Source organism: Streptomyces gilvus (assembly GCF_022513565.1).
GTDB classification, from domain to species: domain Bacteria; phylum Actinomycetota; class Actinomycetes; order Streptomycetales; family Streptomycetaceae; genus Streptomyces; species Streptomyces gilvus.
Window position 1 is genome coordinate 56,903 of the sequence record NZ_JAKWBE010000009.1, and the last position, 16,272, is coordinate 73,174.

Annotated in this window: 16 protein-coding genes and 1 pseudogene; 3 read left to right on the forward strand and 14 right to left on the reverse strand. The window is 71.0% G+C overall.

The features are described from left to right. Positions 1 to 5: 5 nt before the first annotated feature. Together MKW14_RS16065 and MKW14_RS16070 are read right to left on the reverse strand one after the other, a co-directional pair. Complete coding sequence (locus tag MKW14_RS16065) at positions 6 to 1,106, reverse strand: Rv3169 family protein (protein ID WP_240863231.1); 1,101 nt, start codon at positions 1,104 to 1,106, stop codon at positions 6 to 8. Between the two features lie 337 nt (positions 1,107 to 1,443). Next, positions 1,444 to 2,616 carry an acyl-CoA dehydrogenase gene (locus MKW14_RS16070; protein WP_240863232.1) on the reverse strand — a complete coding sequence of 391 codons (1,173 nt, stop codon included), beginning with the start codon at positions 2,614 to 2,616 and terminating at the stop codon, positions 1,444 to 1,446. A gap of 310 nt (positions 2,617 to 2,926) precedes the next feature. On the opposite strand from MKW14_RS16070, the pseudogene MKW14_RS16075 reads away from it, so the two are divergent. Further along, positions 2,927 to 3,278 (forward strand): annotated as a pseudogene (locus MKW14_RS16075) (glycosyl hydrolase family 18 protein); the annotation flags it as partial. A 15-nt stretch (positions 3,279 to 3,293) separates the two neighbouring features. Here the strand turns inward: MKW14_RS16075 and MKW14_RS16080 are convergent. The 3 genes from MKW14_RS16080 to MKW14_RS16090 form a co-directional block, all read right to left on the reverse strand. Then, entirely contained in the window at positions 3,294 to 3,953 is a 660-nt protein-coding gene (locus MKW14_RS16080) for a TetR/AcrR family transcriptional regulator (RefSeq protein ID WP_240863233.1), read from the reverse strand. A gap of 123 nt (positions 3,954 to 4,076) precedes the next feature. Beyond that, positions 4,077 to 4,217: an SCO1431 family membrane protein gene (locus MKW14_RS16085; protein WP_240863234.1), complete on the reverse strand. Its 141-nt coding sequence runs from the start codon at positions 4,215 to 4,217 to the stop codon at positions 4,077 to 4,079. A gap of 140 nt (positions 4,218 to 4,357) precedes the next feature. Further along, entirely contained in the window at positions 4,358 to 5,695 is a 1,338-nt protein-coding gene (locus MKW14_RS16090; RefSeq protein WP_240863235.1) for a C39 family peptidase, read from the reverse strand. A gap of 210 nt (positions 5,696 to 5,905) precedes the next feature. Between MKW14_RS16090 and MKW14_RS16095 the strand changes: the two genes are divergently transcribed. Together MKW14_RS16095 and MKW14_RS16100 are read left to right on the forward strand one after the other, a co-directional pair. Then, positions 5,906 to 6,568 (forward strand): uridine kinase family protein, encoded by a 663-nt coding sequence (locus MKW14_RS16095; protein WP_240863236.1) that lies wholly within the window; start codon positions 5,906 to 5,908, stop codon positions 6,566 to 6,568. A gap of 428 nt (positions 6,569 to 6,996) precedes the next feature. Beyond that, positions 6,997 to 8,856, forward strand: a complete 1,860-nt coding sequence (locus tag MKW14_RS16100; RefSeq protein ID WP_240863237.1) for an AAA family ATPase — start codon at positions 6,997 to 6,999, stop codon at positions 8,854 to 8,856. A 23-nt stretch (positions 8,857 to 8,879) separates the two neighbouring features. On the opposite strand, the gene MKW14_RS16105 is transcribed toward MKW14_RS16100, so the two are convergent. From MKW14_RS16105 to MKW14_RS16145, 9 genes are all read right to left on the reverse strand, one after another. Then, positions 8,880 to 9,965, reverse strand: a complete 1,086-nt coding sequence (locus MKW14_RS16105) for a hemolysin family protein (protein ID WP_240863238.1) — start codon at positions 9,963 to 9,965, stop codon at positions 8,880 to 8,882. Further along, positions 9,962 to 11,287, reverse strand: a complete 1,326-nt coding sequence (locus MKW14_RS16110) for a hemolysin family protein (protein ID WP_240863239.1) — start codon at positions 11,285 to 11,287, stop codon at positions 9,962 to 9,964. Before MKW14_RS16110 ends, MKW14_RS16105 begins: the two co-directional genes overlap by 4 nt. Before the next feature lie 176 nt (positions 11,288 to 11,463). After that, positions 11,464 to 11,907 (reverse strand): PH domain-containing protein, encoded by a 444-nt coding sequence (locus MKW14_RS16115; RefSeq protein ID WP_240863240.1) that lies wholly within the window; start codon positions 11,905 to 11,907, stop codon positions 11,464 to 11,466. 24 nt (positions 11,908 to 11,931) lie between these two features. Further along, positions 11,932 to 12,780, reverse strand: a complete 849-nt coding sequence (gene hisG, locus MKW14_RS16120; protein WP_240863241.1) for an ATP phosphoribosyltransferase — start codon at positions 12,778 to 12,780, stop codon at positions 11,932 to 11,934. 47 nt (positions 12,781 to 12,827) lie between these two features. Then, complete coding sequence (locus tag MKW14_RS16125; RefSeq protein WP_030946750.1) at positions 12,828 to 13,100, reverse strand: phosphoribosyl-ATP diphosphatase; 273 nt, start codon at positions 13,098 to 13,100, stop codon at positions 12,828 to 12,830. Positions 13,101 to 13,133: 33 nt separating this feature from the next. After that, the gene (gene ribH / locus MKW14_RS16130) at positions 13,134 to 13,619 is read right to left on the reverse strand and encodes a 6,7-dimethyl-8-ribityllumazine synthase (protein ID WP_208783466.1); all 486 of its coding nucleotides are present in this window, start codon (positions 13,617 to 13,619) and stop codon (positions 13,134 to 13,136) included. A 34-nt stretch (positions 13,620 to 13,653) separates the two neighbouring features. Then, positions 13,654 to 14,997, reverse strand: coding sequence for a bifunctional 3,4-dihydroxy-2-butanone-4-phosphate synthase/GTP cyclohydrolase II (locus MKW14_RS16135; protein ID WP_240863242.1), 1,344 nt, complete (start codon positions 14,995 to 14,997; stop codon positions 13,654 to 13,656). After that, on the reverse strand, positions 14,994 to 15,635 hold the full coding sequence (locus MKW14_RS16140) for a nicotinamide mononucleotide transporter family protein (RefSeq protein WP_240863243.1): 642 nt from the start codon (positions 15,633 to 15,635) through the stop codon (positions 14,994 to 14,996). The genes MKW14_RS16135 and MKW14_RS16140 overlap by 4 nt, the downstream gene beginning before the upstream one ends. Then, the gene (locus MKW14_RS16145; protein WP_240863244.1) at positions 15,632 to 16,237 is read right to left on the reverse strand and encodes a riboflavin synthase; all 606 of its coding nucleotides are present in this window, start codon (positions 16,235 to 16,237) and stop codon (positions 15,632 to 15,634) included. The genes MKW14_RS16140 and MKW14_RS16145 overlap by 4 nt, the downstream gene beginning before the upstream one ends. Positions 16,238 to 16,272: the final 35 nt, after the last annotated feature.

Here is a 16,272-nt window from a genome sequence, read left to right on the forward strand (position 1 = left end):
CCCCCTTACGGTGCGACCGAGGTGAAGTCCCTGAAGCCGCTCGGGTCGTGCCGCCCGAACGAGCCGTGCTCGAAGATGCCGTGGCCGACCTGCCCGTCGAGCCGGAAGCGCGCCGCGTGGTCGGTCACGCCGTACGCGGCGAGGGGGTGGGGCTGTGTCAGGTCGTAGGTGCGCCGGTCGGTCCAGTCCCGTCCCTGCCAGGTGCCGTGCTGCCAGTCGTCGGCGGGCGGATAGCCGGCGCCGATCGCGAGCGGGGACGAGGTGAGGATCTCGGCCTCCAGCTCCTGCGGCTTGCGGAGGTCGCCGAGGTGGACGACGGCGCGTTCGGGGTGACGGGTGCCGGAGCGGTAGGTGATCTCGGGCTGCGGCCAGCCGAGTTGGCGGTCGCGGTGACCGGGGCGGACGAGGGTGGCGTCGTTGAGGGAGCGGTAGCCGTCGGCGTCCTCCTGGACGATCACCATCAGGAACCGGTCCTCGAAGCGGACCGGGCACCACAGCCAGTGGAAGCCCTCGGTCGGCTGCTCCTCGGCGAACCGGCCGCCCTCCTCCCCCGGTATGGGCCGCACTCCCCAGCTGCGGTCCCGGGTGCCGGTCCACCGCGCGGCGCCGACCCGGAACTCCTCGCCGGCCGCCCGGATCACCCCCTCCACGCTCCCGGCCTGCACGAAGCGGCGTCCTTCGAGGGTGAGCCGGTCGCCGCGGCGCTGGACGTGGTGCGGCTCCCACAGGGCCGGGAAGTCGGCGCTCCAGGTGAGGTCGTACGACAACGCCTCGTCGTCGCTGAACAGCCGCAGCCTGCGCAGCGGCTGCTGGACCTCGATGCGCAGCGGTCCGACGGCGAGCCGCATCCGGTCGTCGCCGAGCGCGTCGGAGGCCCGTACCGCGTGGACCGTGTCCGCCACGCGCAGGGTCGCGTAGGCGTCGATCACGCCGACGTTCGGGTACACGCCGAGGCCGGCGATGAGCAGGGCCCGTCCCTCGTGGTCCAGGACGTGGAAGATGCAGCGGTCGTAGGCGTTGCGGTCCCCGGTGGCCACGTGCCGCATGGACAGGGGGACCTGGTGCACGGGGTACTCGTCGAGCGGCACGGGACGGTCGTCGGCCATGCCAAACCTCCCTGGAGACGGCGTGGCTGACGGTACGTCAGACAGTGGCCGGTGACCAGAGACGGTCGCGAACTCACGCTCGATTCGACGGATCGGTGACCTGTCCGTCCGCTGTCGCGTTGCCCTGGTATGACCCCCACAGATTCAGCGACCGGGCGTCAGCGCCGTATCCTCGTCCCGCCGCCCGCAAGAACGGTTCCCCCGGCGCCGCCCGTCCCGGACCCGCCGATCTACCGCGATCTGATGCGCACCTGGGCCGACCGGGGCCGTACCCTGCCGGGCCGCCATGACCCGGAGTGGGTCAGGCTGGCGGCCCCGCAGGTGCTGCCGGGGCAGTTCAGCGGGTTTCCGGGCCGGCGAGGTGACGGGCGATGACCATGCGCTGGATCTGGTTGGTGCCCTCGACGATCTGCAGCACCTTGGCCTCGCGCATATGGCGTTCGACCGGGAAGTCCGCGGTGTAGCCGTATCCGCCGAGGACCTGGACGGCGTCGGTGGTGACCTTCATCGCGGTGTCCGTGCAGTGCAGCTTGGCCATGGCCGCCTGCTTGGCGAACGGCCGGCCCGCGTCGCGCAGCCGCGCCGCCGACAGATACAGGGCGCGGCCCGCCTCGATCTGGGTGGCCATGTCGGCGAGCATGAACCGCAGTCCCTGGAAGTCGGCGATGGGCCGCCCGAACTGCTGGCGTCCGGTGGCGTAGGCGACCGCCTCGTCGAGGGCCGCCTGGGCGAGTCCGATGGCGCAGGCCGCGATGCCGAGCCGGCCGGAGTCGAGGGAGGCCAGGGCGATCGCGAAGCCCTGTCCCTCTTCGCCGATGCGCCGCTCGTCCGAGACCCGCACCCCGTCGAAGTGGACCTGGGCGGTGGGCGAGCCCTTGAGGCCCATCTTCTTCTCGGGCACCGCGGCGCTGAGGCCCTCGGCGTCGCCGGGCACCAGGAAGGCGGTGATCCCGCGCGGGCCGTCCTCACCGGTGCGGGCCATGACGGTGTAGAAGTCGGCGATGCCGCCGTGGGTGATCCAGGCCTTGGTCCCGTCGATCACCCAGTGGTCACCGTCGCGCACCGCCTTCGTGCGCAGGGAGGCGGCGTCGGAGCCGGACGACGGCTCGGACAGGCAGTAGGCGCCCAGCAGGCCGCCGCCCAGCATCGCGGGCAGGTGCTCGACCTGCTGTTCCTTGGTGCCGTAGGCCGCGAGGGCGTAGGAGGCGAGCGTGTGCACGCTGACGCCGAGGCCGACGGTGAGACGGGCCGCGGCCAGCTCTTCCAGGACCTGGAGGTAGACCTCGTACGGCTGGTCGCCACCGCCGTGCTCGGAGTCGTACGGCAGTCCGAGCAGTCCCGACGTCGACAGGAGGGTGAAGACCTCGCGGGGGAAGCGTCCGGCGTCCTCCTCGTCGGCCGCCCTGGGCGCGATCTCGCGCTGGGCGATGTCCCGGACGAGCGAGATCAGATCCCGGGCCTCGTCCGTGGGCAGTTGACGGTCCACCGGCTGCGGGGCGCGGTCGGGCATGGCGACGCTCTCCTCCCTGTTTCGGGCACATCGGCGGCGTGCGCCCTGGGTGGGGGCGGCTCCGCCGGGTCCTGCTCGCGGCCTGCCGGTGCTCGCGCCTCCGGGTCTCGGAAGCTGCTGACCAGCGGCTGTGCGCTGTGAGTATGCCCGATCGGAGACATCCCGTCACCAGTTAACGACCGCTTACTTCAAGAATATCCCGCGCCGCTCCGAAGCGCCGTCCGCTCCCGGCGAACCGGCCTCGCATTGGTCCGCACCATTGGCCGACTGGTCTAGTCCTCCTGAGGCTCATGACCCCGCACCTCCGTCCGGGCACTGGTCTCCGCCGCCTGCCGCGCCATCCTCGGCGCCGGTCTGCCGGCCGGTGCGGGCACGCCTTCGCGAAGCCACCTCGGCGCCCGTCGCCAAGCTCAAGGGCCTCGGCATCCCGCCCTCGAAGCTGCTGCTGGGCATCGGCTTCTACGGCCGCGGCTGGACCGGCGTGGCACAGTCGGCGGCCGGCGACCGGGACCGCGTACGCCAAGTGCGGCAGCAACTGGTCGAGTTACGACACGCCCGCGACCATCGCGACGAAGACGACGCACAAGAACCAGCAGTGCCTGGGCGGCACCTTCTTCTGGGAGCTGAGCGGCGACACCGCGAACGGTGAGTTGATCAAGGCCTTCGGCCGACCCTGCTCAGCCGTCCCGGCGGGCCGGGGGCGGGGCCGGGTACGCGGGGTCGAGTTCCTCGATGGCGCGCATCGAGCCGCCGAGGGTCTTGACCAGCAGTTCGCGCATCTGGTCCCGGGTCAGGGCCGGCCGGTCGATCCAGTCGAGGGTCGCGCCCTCCACACTGCACACCCAGGCGAACAGGCCCATCCGGGCCAGCGGCGCGATGTCGGTCCGGCCGTACGCCCCGTCGGCGATGGTGGCGACGATCGCCTCGCGCACCCCGTCCCGGATGGCCTGCACCTCGGCGTCGAAGCCGACGCCGCCGCTGACGATCGTGCGGTAGGCGGCCTGGTTGTGCTCGGCCCAGCGGAGGTAGGCCTCCATGGTGCGGTGGACCCGGTCCAGCTGCTCCCGGTCCACCTCGCCGCCCGCGAAGTTGATCAGGTCGGCGACCGAGTCGTGGATGATCGCCAGGTAGTAGCCGCGCTTGGACTGGAAGTAGTAGTAGATCAGCCCCTTGGCGACGTGCGCCTGCTTGGCGATGTCGTCCATGGAGAGTGCGTCGTAGGACGTGTCGGCGAACAACTTCCGCCCGATGGCGATGAGTTCGGCGCGGCGCGCCAGTGAGCGCTCGGTGCCGCGCGCCCGTGGGCGGGCGGCATCGCTCTGTTCGCTGATCTTCAATTCGGACCCTGGTCTCGGGCGGGGGGCGGGACATCCGCAGTATGTCAGAACAACAACGCCCATTCGTTCGACTCTGATCGACGAGTGGGCGCGGTGGTGAACCCCGGGTTTCGTGGGATCAGGTCACAACAGACCGAGCTGGACGACGAGCATGGCGACGACCACGACCAGGGTCCAGCCCATGACGTGTTCGAGGATCTTCGGGCCGTCGTCCCGTGGCCCGCCGGTGCGTGTGCGGGCGGCGGTGGCCGAGTGTGCGGTCATGGTGTCTCGCTGAGGTCGGGTGCGGTGGACTCCCCCGTCGTTGCGTCCACCTTGCCACCGGGAACGGCTTTTGCGGCAGAGACGTTGGTCACAGCACAAAGGCCCCGGTTTCGCCGGGGCCTTCGCGGATGGCCGTCCGGTCAGCGCACGCCGACCGCCGCGAGCGCCTTGCGCTGCCGGGCGCTGGGGCGCGCGGGGAAGTACAGGTAGCAGACACCGCCGCTGCCGGAGACGACCTTGCCGGAGGCGTTGTACCGCTTGGTGCGCAGCCAGATGTTCTCGAACTCGCGCCGCCTGTACACCCGTCGCACCGCCTCGTCGCTCGGCGAGGCGGGATCGTTGGCGATCACGTCCCCGTCCGCCGTGAACCCGATGACCGTCATCAGATGCCCCGAGGTGCCGTACCCCGCGCCGGTGAGCTCCTCCTTGAGGAAGGACTGGGACGTTATGGCCGGGATGCCGGCCGCGATCAGCGTCTCCACGTCGGTGAGCGAGCCGAGCCGGGTGACCACGCCCTGCAGGTTGTCGTAGGTGGCCGCGTAGGCGGCGTTGAACGGCCAGTTGCCGCAGCCCTCGTACTGGTAGTCGTAGGTGAAGCGGGCCGCGTGGTCGACCTGCGGGTCGGCGTAGCCGGGGTTCACCCAGGCGAGTTGCGCGGGGGTGAGCCGGCCGCCCCAGTACTCGATGATCATCTGCGAGGAGGTGGGGCTGCACCAGGCCTCGCCGCCGTTGTCGTACTCCGGGTACTGGCCCTTGTGGATCTCCTGCGAGTAGCGCGGGACGGTCAGTTCCCCGGCCAGGCCCGGCGTGGAGGCCGGGACGGTGAAGCGGTCCGGGACGTCGGAGCCCATCGCGCCGAGCCGCCAGACGGTCGGGGTGAGCCTGGTGCCGGGCTTGCGGTAGAGGGTGAGGCGCAGCCGGTAGGAGACAAGGCGCAGGCCGGTGGTGGCGTCGTCGACGGCGAAGGTGTCGGTCCAGATGCTGCTCTTGCCGTCGCTCTGCCCGTCGACCGAGGTCCGCTTGATGTCCTGGTCGCCCGCGGCCCAGCGGCCCATCACGTACCACGGCGTCTCGGTGCCGTCGGAGTACCTGCCGTGCAACTCGACCTGGAGCCAGGTGCCCGCCGGGGTGTGCGCGTTCCAGGAGGCGACCGCCTCGGTGGAGGGGACGCGGAGCGTGTGGACGGGGGACGTCCAGGTCGCGTACTCCCAGCTCGCCGTCGTACCGGTGTGCGGGTCCGTGTAGTCGGTGGTGCCGGCCGGGTCGGCGATCACGACGCCGGGGCGGGTGCCGGCGACGGCGCGGGTGCCCCGGGCGGCGCCGGTGCGCCAGTCGGGGTACGAGGTCCAGGCGTGGTAGTCGACGGGGCGGGCCGGGTCGGCATGGGCGACGCCGACGGAGAGCGAGGGGCCCACCACCGCGGCGGCGACCGTGGCGGCCAGGAGTGTTCTGCGGGACGGCTGTTCGGCTCTGCTCATGGGTGGGACGACCCCCAGGTGTCCGAGTCGGGACGGGTCCGTTGCGCGGTCGTGCGGCGTTGGCCTGTGGTGCGCCGCCGTGGGCCCACTATGGCCGTGGAGGTGGTCCACGGCCAGCACTTCGCCGCGCGGCGCGCCCACCAATATTGGCGTGGACCACTGGCATGACCTGCGACGCTCTGCGCCGCGATCCCGCCTCCCGACTAGACTGTGGCCGAAACACGCCCACCTCCGTGCAGCCAAGGAACGGCCATCCACTCCCTCGCCTCCCGGCTCCGCCGCCTCCCCCCGTCCTGCGGTCCGGTCCGCCTGGTCGGGGTCGACGGGCACGCGGGTTCCGGGAAGTCCACCTTCGCCGGGGAGTTGGCCCGGGCCCTCGGCGACGCACCGGTGCTGCACCTCGACGACATCGCCAGCCACGACGAGTTGTTCGCCTGGACCGGGCGGCTGCTGACCCAGGTGATCGAACCGCTCCGCCGCGGCGAGACCGCCCACTACACCCCCTACGACTGGCGCGCCCGCCGCTTCGGCCCGCCGCGCCCGCTCCCGGCCGCCCCCGTGGTGCTGGTCGAGGGCGTCGGCGCCGGCCGTCGCGCGCTCCGCCCCCATCTCGCACACCTGCTGTGGATGGAGCTGCCGCACGAGGAGGCGTGGACGCGGGGACGACAGCGGGACGGCGCGGAACAGCGGGAGTTCTGGGCCGGATGGGTCCGAGCGGAACGACAGCACTTCGCCGAGGATCCCTCCCGGCCCTTCGCCCACTCCCTGGTACAGCAGTGTGAGAAGGGATATGAGGTACTGCCGGGGCCAGGAGGGAGACTTGGACCGGACCAGCCGCTCACCCAGAGTGACGGACCATCCGCAATGTGCTGAACTTGTGAAGACGGCCGCCGGGGAACTTCCCGGAGTGCCCCAACTCGGCTTGACCGAGGGGCCGTACAGGTCTTACGTTCTCAATGAGCGGCCATACCGAGCCGCCCACTGTCGCGAAGCCCCCGGTTGTTCCCCCGTGATCGGGGGCTTCGTTCTGCCCTGCCCCACCTTTCCGGACGCTCTGTGGTGCGTTTCGCTCACCCTCGGTCACCGTCCGCTCTCCGGCTCATCCGCTCCCACCTCGTCAAACGTCCTGTGCGGCACCCTTCGGCGGGCGACACCACCGCAGGTACCATGCCCTCGGTGCGACCTACGAGCGGCTGTGCGCGCACCGCAACTCCGGTCAGCGGTACGGCGGTTCGATCAAGGCGGCCGACGGGTGACCACCCGGCGGCCAACCGACGGGGGCACGGTTTGTGGGGGACGTGATGGACTTCGGCACGCAGGGCCCCGAGGCCCCGGCCGACCTCGCCTGGCTGCGAGGCGTGGACGCCTACACCATGGGCGCGTATCCGCAGGCGGAGGAGGAGTTCCGGACCGCGGTGCGGATGGATCCCGGGATGGCCGACGGCTGGCTCGGACTGCACGCGCTGCGCGTGGACACGACGACGGCGCTGCTCAGGATGTTCCGGCACCGGGACCGCTTCGGCGAGCAGCGTGCCCGGCACCGCCGCTCCCTCAACTCCTGGTACTGGCTGGGCTGGTGGGTGCAGCCGGTCCTGGAGAGCCCGCGCGACCTGCTGCTCGCGCACGCCTCGCACTGGCTGGACGGCCGTCATGTCCCCGAGCTGGACCGGGCGCTGGCCGGTCTGCCGCCCATCGACACCGACCACCAGGTCCGCTTCCTGCACGCCTGCCGCGCCTACCTGGTCAAGGACTGGGAGCAGCTCGTCCGGCACACCGACCCGCTGATCGACGACCCGCTGCTCGGGATCGAGGCGGGCCTGTTCGGCGGGATGGCCCGGGTCCGGCTGGAGATGTACGGCCAGGCCGAGCCGCTGCTCGCGGCGGCGCTGATGCGCTGCCGCAGCGAGCAGCCGCAGCGCAAGGAGCTGCGGTACTGGCTGGCGCGGGCCCATGAGGGAACAGGCCGTTCGGCCGCCGCGCTGCCCCTGTACCGGGCCGTGCACCGGGTCGACCCCGCCTTCATGGACACCTCGGCCCGGCTCGCGGCGATCGCCGAGAGCGACGGGTACGACGACTCCGCCGACCTCGCCGCGATCACGCTCTCCGGCGCGCAGGACATGCTGGAGGGCCCCGACGCCCTCGACCCGCTGTTCGGCACCGAGGTACGGGACCTGCGGCTGCCCGAACCCGACCTCCCGCCCGTCGGCCCGGTGCCGTCGGTGATCGATCCGGCGGTACGCGAGAAGAGCGTGGTCGGCTCGCCGCTGCCGACCGGGCCGACCGATCCCGAGCTGCTCGAGGAGGCGCTCGCCGAGCTGGAGCGCATGGTCGGCCTGGAGCCCGTGAAACGCCAGGTCAAGGCGCTGTCCGCGCAGTTGAACATGGCGCGGCTGCGGGCCGGGCAGGGGCTGCCGGTCCAGCCGCCCAAACGGCACTTCGTCTTCTCCGGCCCCTCCGGCACCGGCAAGACCACCGTCGCCCGCATCCTGGGGCGCGTCTTCTACGCCCTCGGCCTGCTCGGCGGCGACCACCTCGTCGAGGCCCAACGGGCCGACCTGGTGGGCGAGTACCTGGGTCAGACGGCCGTGAAGGCCAACGAGCTGATCGACTCCGCGATCGGCGGGGTGCTCTTCGTGGACGAGGCCTACTCGCTCTCCAACTCCGGTTACGGCAAGGGGGACGCGTACGGCGACGAGGCACTGCAGGTGCTGCTGAAGCGGGCCGAGGACAACCGGGACCACCTGGTCGTGATCCTGGCCGGCTACCCCGAGGGCATGGACCGGCTGCTCGCCGCCAACCCCGGTCTGTCCTCCCGTTTCACGACCCGCGTCGACTTCCCGTCCTACCGGCCCCTCGAACTCACCTCGATCGGCGAGGTGCTGGCCGCGGAGAACGGCGACGTGTGGGACGAGGAGGCCCTGGACGAGCTGCGCTCGATCGCCGGGCACGTGGTGGACCAGGGCTGGATCGACGAACTGGGCAACGGACGCTTCCTGCGCACCCTGTACGAGAAGAGCTGCGCCTACCGGGATCTGCGACTGTCGACGTACCCGGGGATGCTGTCGCGGGACGACTTGTCGACGTTGCGGCTGCCCGACTTGATGCAGGCGTACGGGGAGGTGCTGTCGGGGCGGGGGCCGCAGGATCCCGGTGCCATGTGACATACCACTGGCCCCCGCACCGATCAGGTCGCCAGCGCCTCCTCCGGCTCCCCGCTCCCCCGCGGCTCCGTCACCCGGACCTCCGGCACGTCCCGGTGCGCCGGATCCGTGACCTCGCCCACCAGCAGCTCCAGTACGTCCTCCAGGGCGACCAGGCCCAGCACCTTGCCCGAGCCGTCCGCCACCTGGGCGAGGTGGGTCGCCGCCCGCCGCATGACCGTGAGGGCGTCGTCCAGCGGCAGGTCGGCGCGGAGGGTCGTCATCGGACGCCACAGCTGCTGCGGCACCGCCCGTTCGGAGTCCTCCAGGTCGAGTACGTCCTTCACGTGCAGGTAGCCCATGAAGGCGCCGTTGTCCGCGGCGACCGGGAAGCGGGAGTAGCCGGTGCGGGCGGTGAGCCGGACGATCTCGCCGGGGGTGACCGAGGGGCTGACCGTGATCAGCGACTCGCGCCCCAGCAGCACGTCCGTCACCGGCCGGGAGCCCAGCTCCAGGGCGTCCTCGAGGCGTTCCTGCTCCTCGGGGTCCAGCAGGCCCGCCTGACCGGAGTCCTCCACCAGGCGGTTGAGCTGCTCGCTGGTGAAGACCGCCTCGACCTCGTCCTTCGGTTCGACCCGGAAGAGCCGCAGGATGCCCTGCGCGCAGGCGCCGAGGGCCACGGTGATCGGCTTGCAGATCCGGGCGAAGTAGACCAGCCCGGGGCTGAGCCACAGGGCGGCCTTCTCGGGCGCTGCCATCGCCAGGTTCTTCGGGACCATCTCGCCGATGACGAGGTGGAAGAAGACGACCGCGGCCAGCGCGATGACGTAACCCAGCGGGTGGATCATGCCGTCGGGCAGGTGGATCCACTCGAAGACCGGTTCCAGCAGATGCGCGACCGTCGGTTCGGCCACCGCGCCCAGGGTCAGCGAGCAGACGGTGATGCCGAACTGGGCCGCCGCCATCATCTGGGGCAGGCGTTCGAGGCCGTACAGCACCTGGCGGGCGCGTGCCGTGCCGAGGGGTTCGATCTGGCTGCGGCGGACGGAGACCAGGGCGAACTCGGCGCCGACGAAGAAGCCGTTGGCGAGCACCAGCAGGGCGGCGAACAGGAGTTGCAGCACGCTCATCGGGCGACCTCCACGACCGGCCCGGTCCTGACCAGCCGGACGCGCTCGGCCCGGTAGTGGCCCACCCGGCGCACGGTCAGCCGCCAGCCGGGCAGTTCGGCCTTGTCACCGGCGGCCGGGATACGGCCGAGCAGATCGGCGACGAGGCCGGCGACCGTCTCGTAGGGTCCCTCGGGCACGTCGAGGCCTATGCGCTGCAGGATGTCGACCCGGCAGCTGCCGTCGGCGTCCCAGGCGGGCCTGCCGTCCTCCGGCGGGGCGGCGGCGAGCTCGGGCACGTCCTGCCCGTCGTGCTCGTCGCGGACCTCGCCGACGATCTCCTCGACGATGTCCTCCAGCGTCACCACCCCGGCCGTGCCGCCGTACTCGTCGACGACGACCGCGATGGGCTGCTCGCTGCGCAGCTGCGCCAGCAGGGGCTGGACCGGCAGGGTCTCGGGGACCAGCAGGGCCGGGCGGGCGATACGGACTACGGGGGTGCGCAGCCGGTCGTGCACGGGGACGGCCAGCGCGTCCTTGAGGTGGACCATGCCCACGACCTCGTCGATCTTCTCCTTGTAGACCGGGAAGCGGGACAGGCCGGTGGCGCGGGTCAGGTTGACCACGTCCTCGGCGGTGGCCGAGGACTGCAGCGCGCTCACCTTCACCCGTGGGGTCATCACGTGCTGCGCGGTCAGCTCGGCGAGCGACAGGGTCCGCACGAAGAGGTCCGCGGTGTCCTGTTCCAGGGCGCCGGCCTGCGCGGAGTGCCGGGCGAGGGAGACCAGTTCGCCGGGTGTGCGGGCGGAGGCCAGCTCCTCGGCGGGCTCGACGCCCAGGGCGCGGACGAGGCGGTTGGCGACGGTGTTCAGCGCCGCGATGACCGGGCGGAACAGACGTGCGAAGACGTGCTGCGGGCCGGCCACGAAGCGGGCGACCTGCATGGGCTTGGAGACCGCCCAGTTCTTGGGCACGAGCTCGCCGATCACCATCTGCACGGCGGAGGCCAGCAGCATGCCGACGACCACCGCGATGCCGGAGACGGCCCCTTCGGGGATGCCGACGGCCGTGAAGGGGCCGCGCAGCAGAGCGGCGAGGGCCGGTTCGGCGAGCATGCCGACGACCAGGGAGGTGATGGTGATGCCGAGCTGGGTGCCGGAGAGCTGGAAGGACAGCTCCTTCAGCGACTCGGCGACCCTGCGGGCGCGTTTGTCGCCCTCGGCGGCGGCCTTCTCGGCGTCCGTCGCCTCGACCGTGACCAGCCCGAACTCGGCGGCCACGAAGAAGCCGTTGGCCAGAATCAGCAGGACGGCCGCTCCGAGGAGCAGCAGGGGGGTGGTCATGATGCCGCCGCCTCGGTATGTCGGGAGGGGGCGGCGCAGGTACTACAGGACGATCCGTCCATCGCTGGAGGGAGTCACTCCTCGGGTAGCAGGGGGCCGCTGAGGGCCATGGGGCATGTCGGCGGCGGAGGCGCCGGAATACGCCTCCGCCAACAGATTAATCAAGACAGGGCTCTCTACGGCAGATCCCTAGTCGAGCGGGCCTCGGCGAGCGCGCGCAGCGCACGCGCGTCGGCGATGGCACGTTCCTTGGCGATACCGGGCTGGATGCCGAGCGCGGGCAGGCTGGTGCCGTCGCTGAGGTTGAGGAAGACCCAGGGATCGCCGGGACGCAGGTTCACATGGAGGATCTCGGTCCACTCCAGGTGCCGCCTGCTGACGATGTTGACGACGGTGACACCGGACTCCTCGGCGACGACCTTCACCCGGGCGAGCGTCGCCAGGACTCCGAAGAGGAGCGCGCCGGTGAGGATGAAGCTGAGCCGTTCACCGGGGCCGAGCTGCTCCAGGAGCAGGGCGACGGTCGTGATCACCACGAAGATGGCGACGCCGCCGGTGAGCAGGACGGCCCGGGTGCGGCCCGGCCGGAAGGTGACGGGGAGAGCGGGCAGATCAGACATCTCGCACGGTCCTCGTACGGTCTCTCAGAGACGGCAGGCGTGGATGGCCGTGGTCAGGATGGCCCGGGCGCCGATCTCGTACAGGTCGTCCATGATCCGCTGGGCGTCCTTCGTCGGGACCATGGCACGTACGGCGACCCAGCCCTCGTTGTGCAGCGGGGAGATGGTCGGCGACTCCAGACCCGGGGTGAGGGCGACGGCCTTCTCCAGCTGCTCGACGCGGCAGTCGTAGTCCATCATCACGTACGTCCGGGCCACCAGGACACCTTGGAGCCGGCGCAGGAACTGCTGCACCTTCGGCTCCTCGCCGTCCGCGCCGGTACGGCGGATGACGACGGCCTCGGACTTCATGATCGGCTCGCCGAAGACCTCCAGGCCCGCGTTGCGCAGGCTGGTGCCGGTCTCGACGACGTCGGCGATGACCTCGGCGACGCCCAGCTCGATGGCGGTCTCGACGGCGCCGTCGAGGTGGACGACGGAGGCGTCGACGCCGTGCTCGGCGAGGTGGCCCTCGACGATGCCCTCGTAGGAGGTGGCGACGGTACGGCCCTTGAGGTCCTCGACGCCGCTCGCCGTCCCCGGCTTGGCGGCGAAGCGGAAGGTGGAGCGGGCGAAGCCGAGCGGCAGGATCTCCTCGGCCTCCGCGCCGGAGTCGACCAGCAGGTCCCGGCCGGTGATGCCGATGTCGAGCCGGCCGGAGGAGACGTAGATCGCGATGTCGCGGGGCCGGAGGTAGAAGAACTCGACGTCGTTCGACGGGTCGACGGTGCGCAGTTCCTTGGACTCCCGGCGCTGCCGGTAGCCGGCCTCATGCAGCATCTCCGCCGCAGGGCCTGACAGGGAACCCTTGTTGGGGACGGCGATGCGCAGCATGAGGTCGGCTTCCTTCGCGTGGGTTTCGTGTGGGAAAGGGGTGGGGCTCACAGGTGGGCGTAGACGTCGTCCAGGGAGATCCCGCGGGCGACCATCATCACCTGGACGTGGTACAGCAGCTGCGAGATCTCCTCGGCGGCCGCCTCCTTGCCCTCGTACTCGGCGGCCATCCAGACCTCGGCGGCTTCCTCGACGACCTTCTTGCCGATGGCATGGACGCCCTTGCCGACCAGTTCTGCGGTGCGGGAAGTGGCGGGATCGCCGTGGGCGGCCTTGTGCTGGAGCTCGGTGAAGAGCTCCTCGAACGTCTTGTTGGACATGGTGAGCGTCAGACTACGCCACGGCCGGTTACCTCAGTGCCACGGTTCAGATACTGAGCGGAGGGTGGCCGCGGTCGCCACCGCCGCCGTCACCGCCTCGTGCCCCTTGTCCTCGTTGGAGCCCGGCAGACCGGCCCGGTCCAGCGCCTGCTCCTCGTTGTCGCACGTCAGCAGACCGAAGCCGACCGGGACGCCGGTGTCGACGGAGACCTGGGTCAGGCCCTGGGTGACGCCCTGGCACACGTAGTCGAAGTGCGGGGTGCCGCCGCGGATGACGACACCCAGGGCGACGATCGCGTCGTAGCCGCGGCCGGCGAGGACCTTGGCGACCACCGGGAGCTCCCAGCTGCCGGGAACCCTGAGCAGGGTGGGCTCGTCGATGCCGAGGTCGTGCAGGGCGCGCAGCGCGCCGTCCACCAGGCCGTCCATCACCTTTTCGTGCCACTGCGCCGCGATGACGGCGACCCGCAGGTCACCCACATTGCGTACGGACAGCTCCGGTGCGCCCTTGCCGCTCACGTTCTCTCGTCTCCTGGATGTGCTGGGGGTGCGGTTACTGGTTGCTGCAGGTGGACGCCGGGTTGGTGTCCAGCCAGGGCAGGTCGTGTCCCATCCGGTCCCGCTTGGTGCGCAGGTAGCGGAGGTTGTGCTCGCCCGCCTGTACGGGCATCGGCTCCCGGCCGGTGACCTTGAGCCCGTGCCGGACGAGCGCGTCGGTCTTGTCGGGGTTGTTGGTCATCAGGCGCACACTGCGCACGCCGAGGTCCTCGAGAATCTGCGCTCCCGCGCCGTAGTCCCGGGCGTCGGCGGGCAGGCCGAGCTCCAGGTTGGCGTCGAGGGTGTCGCGGCCGCGCTCCTGGAGCTCGTACGCCCGCAGCTTGGACAGCAGTCCGATGCCGCGGCCCTCATGACCGCGCAGATAGACCACGACCCCCCTGCCCTCGGTCTGGATGCGCTCCAGGGAGGCCTCCAGCTGGGGCCCGCAGTCGCAGCGCAGGGAGGAGAAGATGTCGCCGGTCAGGCACTCGGAGTGGACGCGGACGAGGACGTCCTCGCCGTCGCCGATCTCGCCGTGCACGAGGGCCACGTGCTCCACGCCGTCGACGGTGGAGCGGTAGCCGTAGGCCTTGAACTCGCCGTGCACGGTGGGCAGATGGGTCTCGGCCTCGCGGCGGACGGTGGGCTCGGAGCTGCGGCGGTAGGCGATCAGGTCCTCGATGGAGATGATCGTCAGGCCGTGCTTGCGGGCGAAGGGGATCAGCTCGGGCAGGCGCAGCATCCGGCCGTCCTCGCCGGCGATCTCGACGATCGCGCCGGCCGGGCGCAGCCCCGCGAGGCGGGCGAGGTCGACGGCGGCCTCGGTGTGGCCGTCGCGGGTCAGGACGCCGCCGGGCCTGGCACGCAGCGGGAAGATGTGGCCGGGGCGCACGAAGTCGCCGGGCTCGGCGTCGCCGCTCGCCAGCAGTCGGAGGGTGGTCGCGCGGTCGGCGGCGGAGATCCCGGTGGTGACGCCGTGGGCGCCCGAGGCGTCCACGGAGACCGTAAAGGCGGTCTTCATCGACTCCGTGTTGTCGTCGACCATCTGCGGGAGCTTCAGCCGGTCCAGTTCCTCGCCCTCCATGGGGGCGCAGATCAGGCCGCGGCACTCGCTCATCATGAAGGCGACGATCTCGGGGGTGACCTTCTCGGCGGCGACGACGAGGTCGCCCTCGTTCTCGCGGTCCTCGTCGTCGACGACCACGATGGCGCGGCCGGCCGCGATGTCGGCGATCGCCTGCTCGACGGGGTCGAGGGACCAGTCCTCGATGCCGTCCGTGCTGTAGAGAATCGGTGGGATCGAAGGGGCGGCGCGTAGCGCCTCCGTTGGGGCGGTGGTGGGAGACGGGTGGGCGGTCATGCCGGCACTCCTTCCAGGACGGGTTGCGGTGTGTTGCGGGAACGCAGCCACCAGTCGCGCATGCCCCACAGGACGAGTGCGCCGTAGATGACGTAGACGAAGCCGGAGAAGGCGTAGCCGTTGGCGAAGTTGAGGGGGACGCCGACCAGGTCGACGAGGAGCCAGGCGATCCAGAACTCGACCATGCCGCGTGCCTGGGCGTACATGGCGACGATCGTGCCGACGAAGATGTAGGCGTCCGGCCAGGGGTCCCAGGACAGGGACGGGTAGGCCTTGAAGAGCAGGGCGACCACGACCGTGCCGGCCGCTGCCGCGCCCAGCATCGCGCCGCGTTCGCGCCAGGTGGCGAAGCGCGGAGCGATGTGACCGTCGGCGGACCTGCCCCGGGTGCGGCTCCACTGCCACCAGCCGTACAGCGCGACGACCATGACGACGACCTGCTTGCCGGCGCTGCCCGCGAGATGGCCGTAGAAGGCGATGAACAGCACCAGCCCGGAGAGGAACTGCACCGGCCAGGTCAGCAGCGAGCGGCGCCAGCCGAGGGCGAGGGTGATCAGGCCGAGGATGTTGCCGATCATGTCCGACCAGATGATGTGCTGGTCGAGGAGGGTGAACGCCTGCGAGTTCAGCCAGTTCACCGGCCTGCTCCCTGCGTGCTCGCGAGCAGGCGCTCGACGTACTTGGCGACGACGTCCACCTCGAGGTTGACCGGGTCGCCGGGCTGCTTGAGGCCGAGCGTGGTCAGGGCGAGCGTGGTGGGGATGAGGCTGATCGTGAAGTGGTCGACCCCGGCGTCCACGACGGTGAGGCTGATGCCGTCGACGGTGATGGAGCCCTTCTCGACGACGTAGCGCGAAAGGTCCGCGGGCAGCGAGATCTTGACGATCTCCCAGTTCTCGGACGGCTTGCGCTCCAGCACCCGACCGGTGCCGTCGACGTGGCCCTGCACGATGTGGCCGCCGAGGCGGGAGCCGACGGCGGTGGGGCGCTCGAGGTTGACGCGGGAGCCGACGGCGATGGCGCCGAGGCTGGAGCGGTCGAGGGTCTCCGCCATGACATCGGCGGTGAACTCGTCGCCCTCGTGCTCGACGACGGTGAGGCAGACGCCGTTCACGGCGATGGAGTCCCCGTGTTGCGCGCCCTCGGTGACGACGGGGCCACGCACGCGGAAGCGACAGGAGTCACCGAGGTTCTCGACGGCGGTGATCTCACCCAGCTCTTCGACGATTCCGGTGAACACTTCCCGGGTCCTCCTGCCTCATTCGGGCACGGACT

Excerpts from the sequence above, each read along its gene's own strand:
- MKW14_RS16125 (WP_030946750.1), bottom strand. The coding sequence starts at position 13,100 with ATGTCCAACAAGACGTTCGAGGAGCTCTTCACCGAGCTCCAGCACAAG.
- hisG (WP_240863241.1), bottom strand. The coding sequence starts at position 12,780 with ATGCTGCGCATCGCCGTCCCCAACAAGGGTTCCCTGTCAGGCCCTGCG.
- MKW14_RS16135 (WP_240863242.1), bottom strand. The coding sequence starts at position 14,997 with ATGACCGCCCACCCGTCTCCCACCACCGCCCCAACGGAGGCGCTACGC.
- MKW14_RS16110 (WP_240863239.1), bottom strand. The coding sequence starts at position 11,287 with ATGACCACCCCCCTGCTGCTCCTCGGAGCGGCCGTCCTGCTGATTCTG.
- MKW14_RS16070 (WP_240863232.1), bottom strand. The coding sequence starts at position 2,616 with ATGCCCGACCGCGCCCCGCAGCCGGTGGACCGTCAACTGCCCACGGAC.
- MKW14_RS16105 (WP_240863238.1), bottom strand. The coding sequence starts at position 9,965 with ATGAGCGTGCTGCAACTCCTGTTCGCCGCCCTGCTGGTGCTCGCCAAC.
- MKW14_RS16115 (WP_240863240.1), bottom strand. The coding sequence starts at position 11,907 with ATGTCTGATCTGCCCGCTCTCCCCGTCACCTTCCGGCCGGGCCGCACC.
- MKW14_RS16100 (WP_240863237.1), top strand. The coding sequence starts at position 6,997 with ATGGACTTCGGCACGCAGGGCCCCGAGGCCCCGGCCGACCTCGCCTGG.
- MKW14_RS16090 (WP_240863235.1), bottom strand. The coding sequence starts at position 5,695 with ATGAGCAGAGCCGAACAGCCGTCCCGCAGAACACTCCTGGCCGCCACG.
- MKW14_RS16085 (WP_240863234.1), bottom strand. The coding sequence starts at position 4,217 with ATGACCGCACACTCGGCCACCGCCGCCCGCACACGCACCGGCGGGCCA.
- MKW14_RS16065 (WP_240863231.1), bottom strand. The coding sequence starts at position 1,106 with ATGGCCGACGACCGTCCCGTGCCGCTCGACGAGTACCCCGTGCACCAG.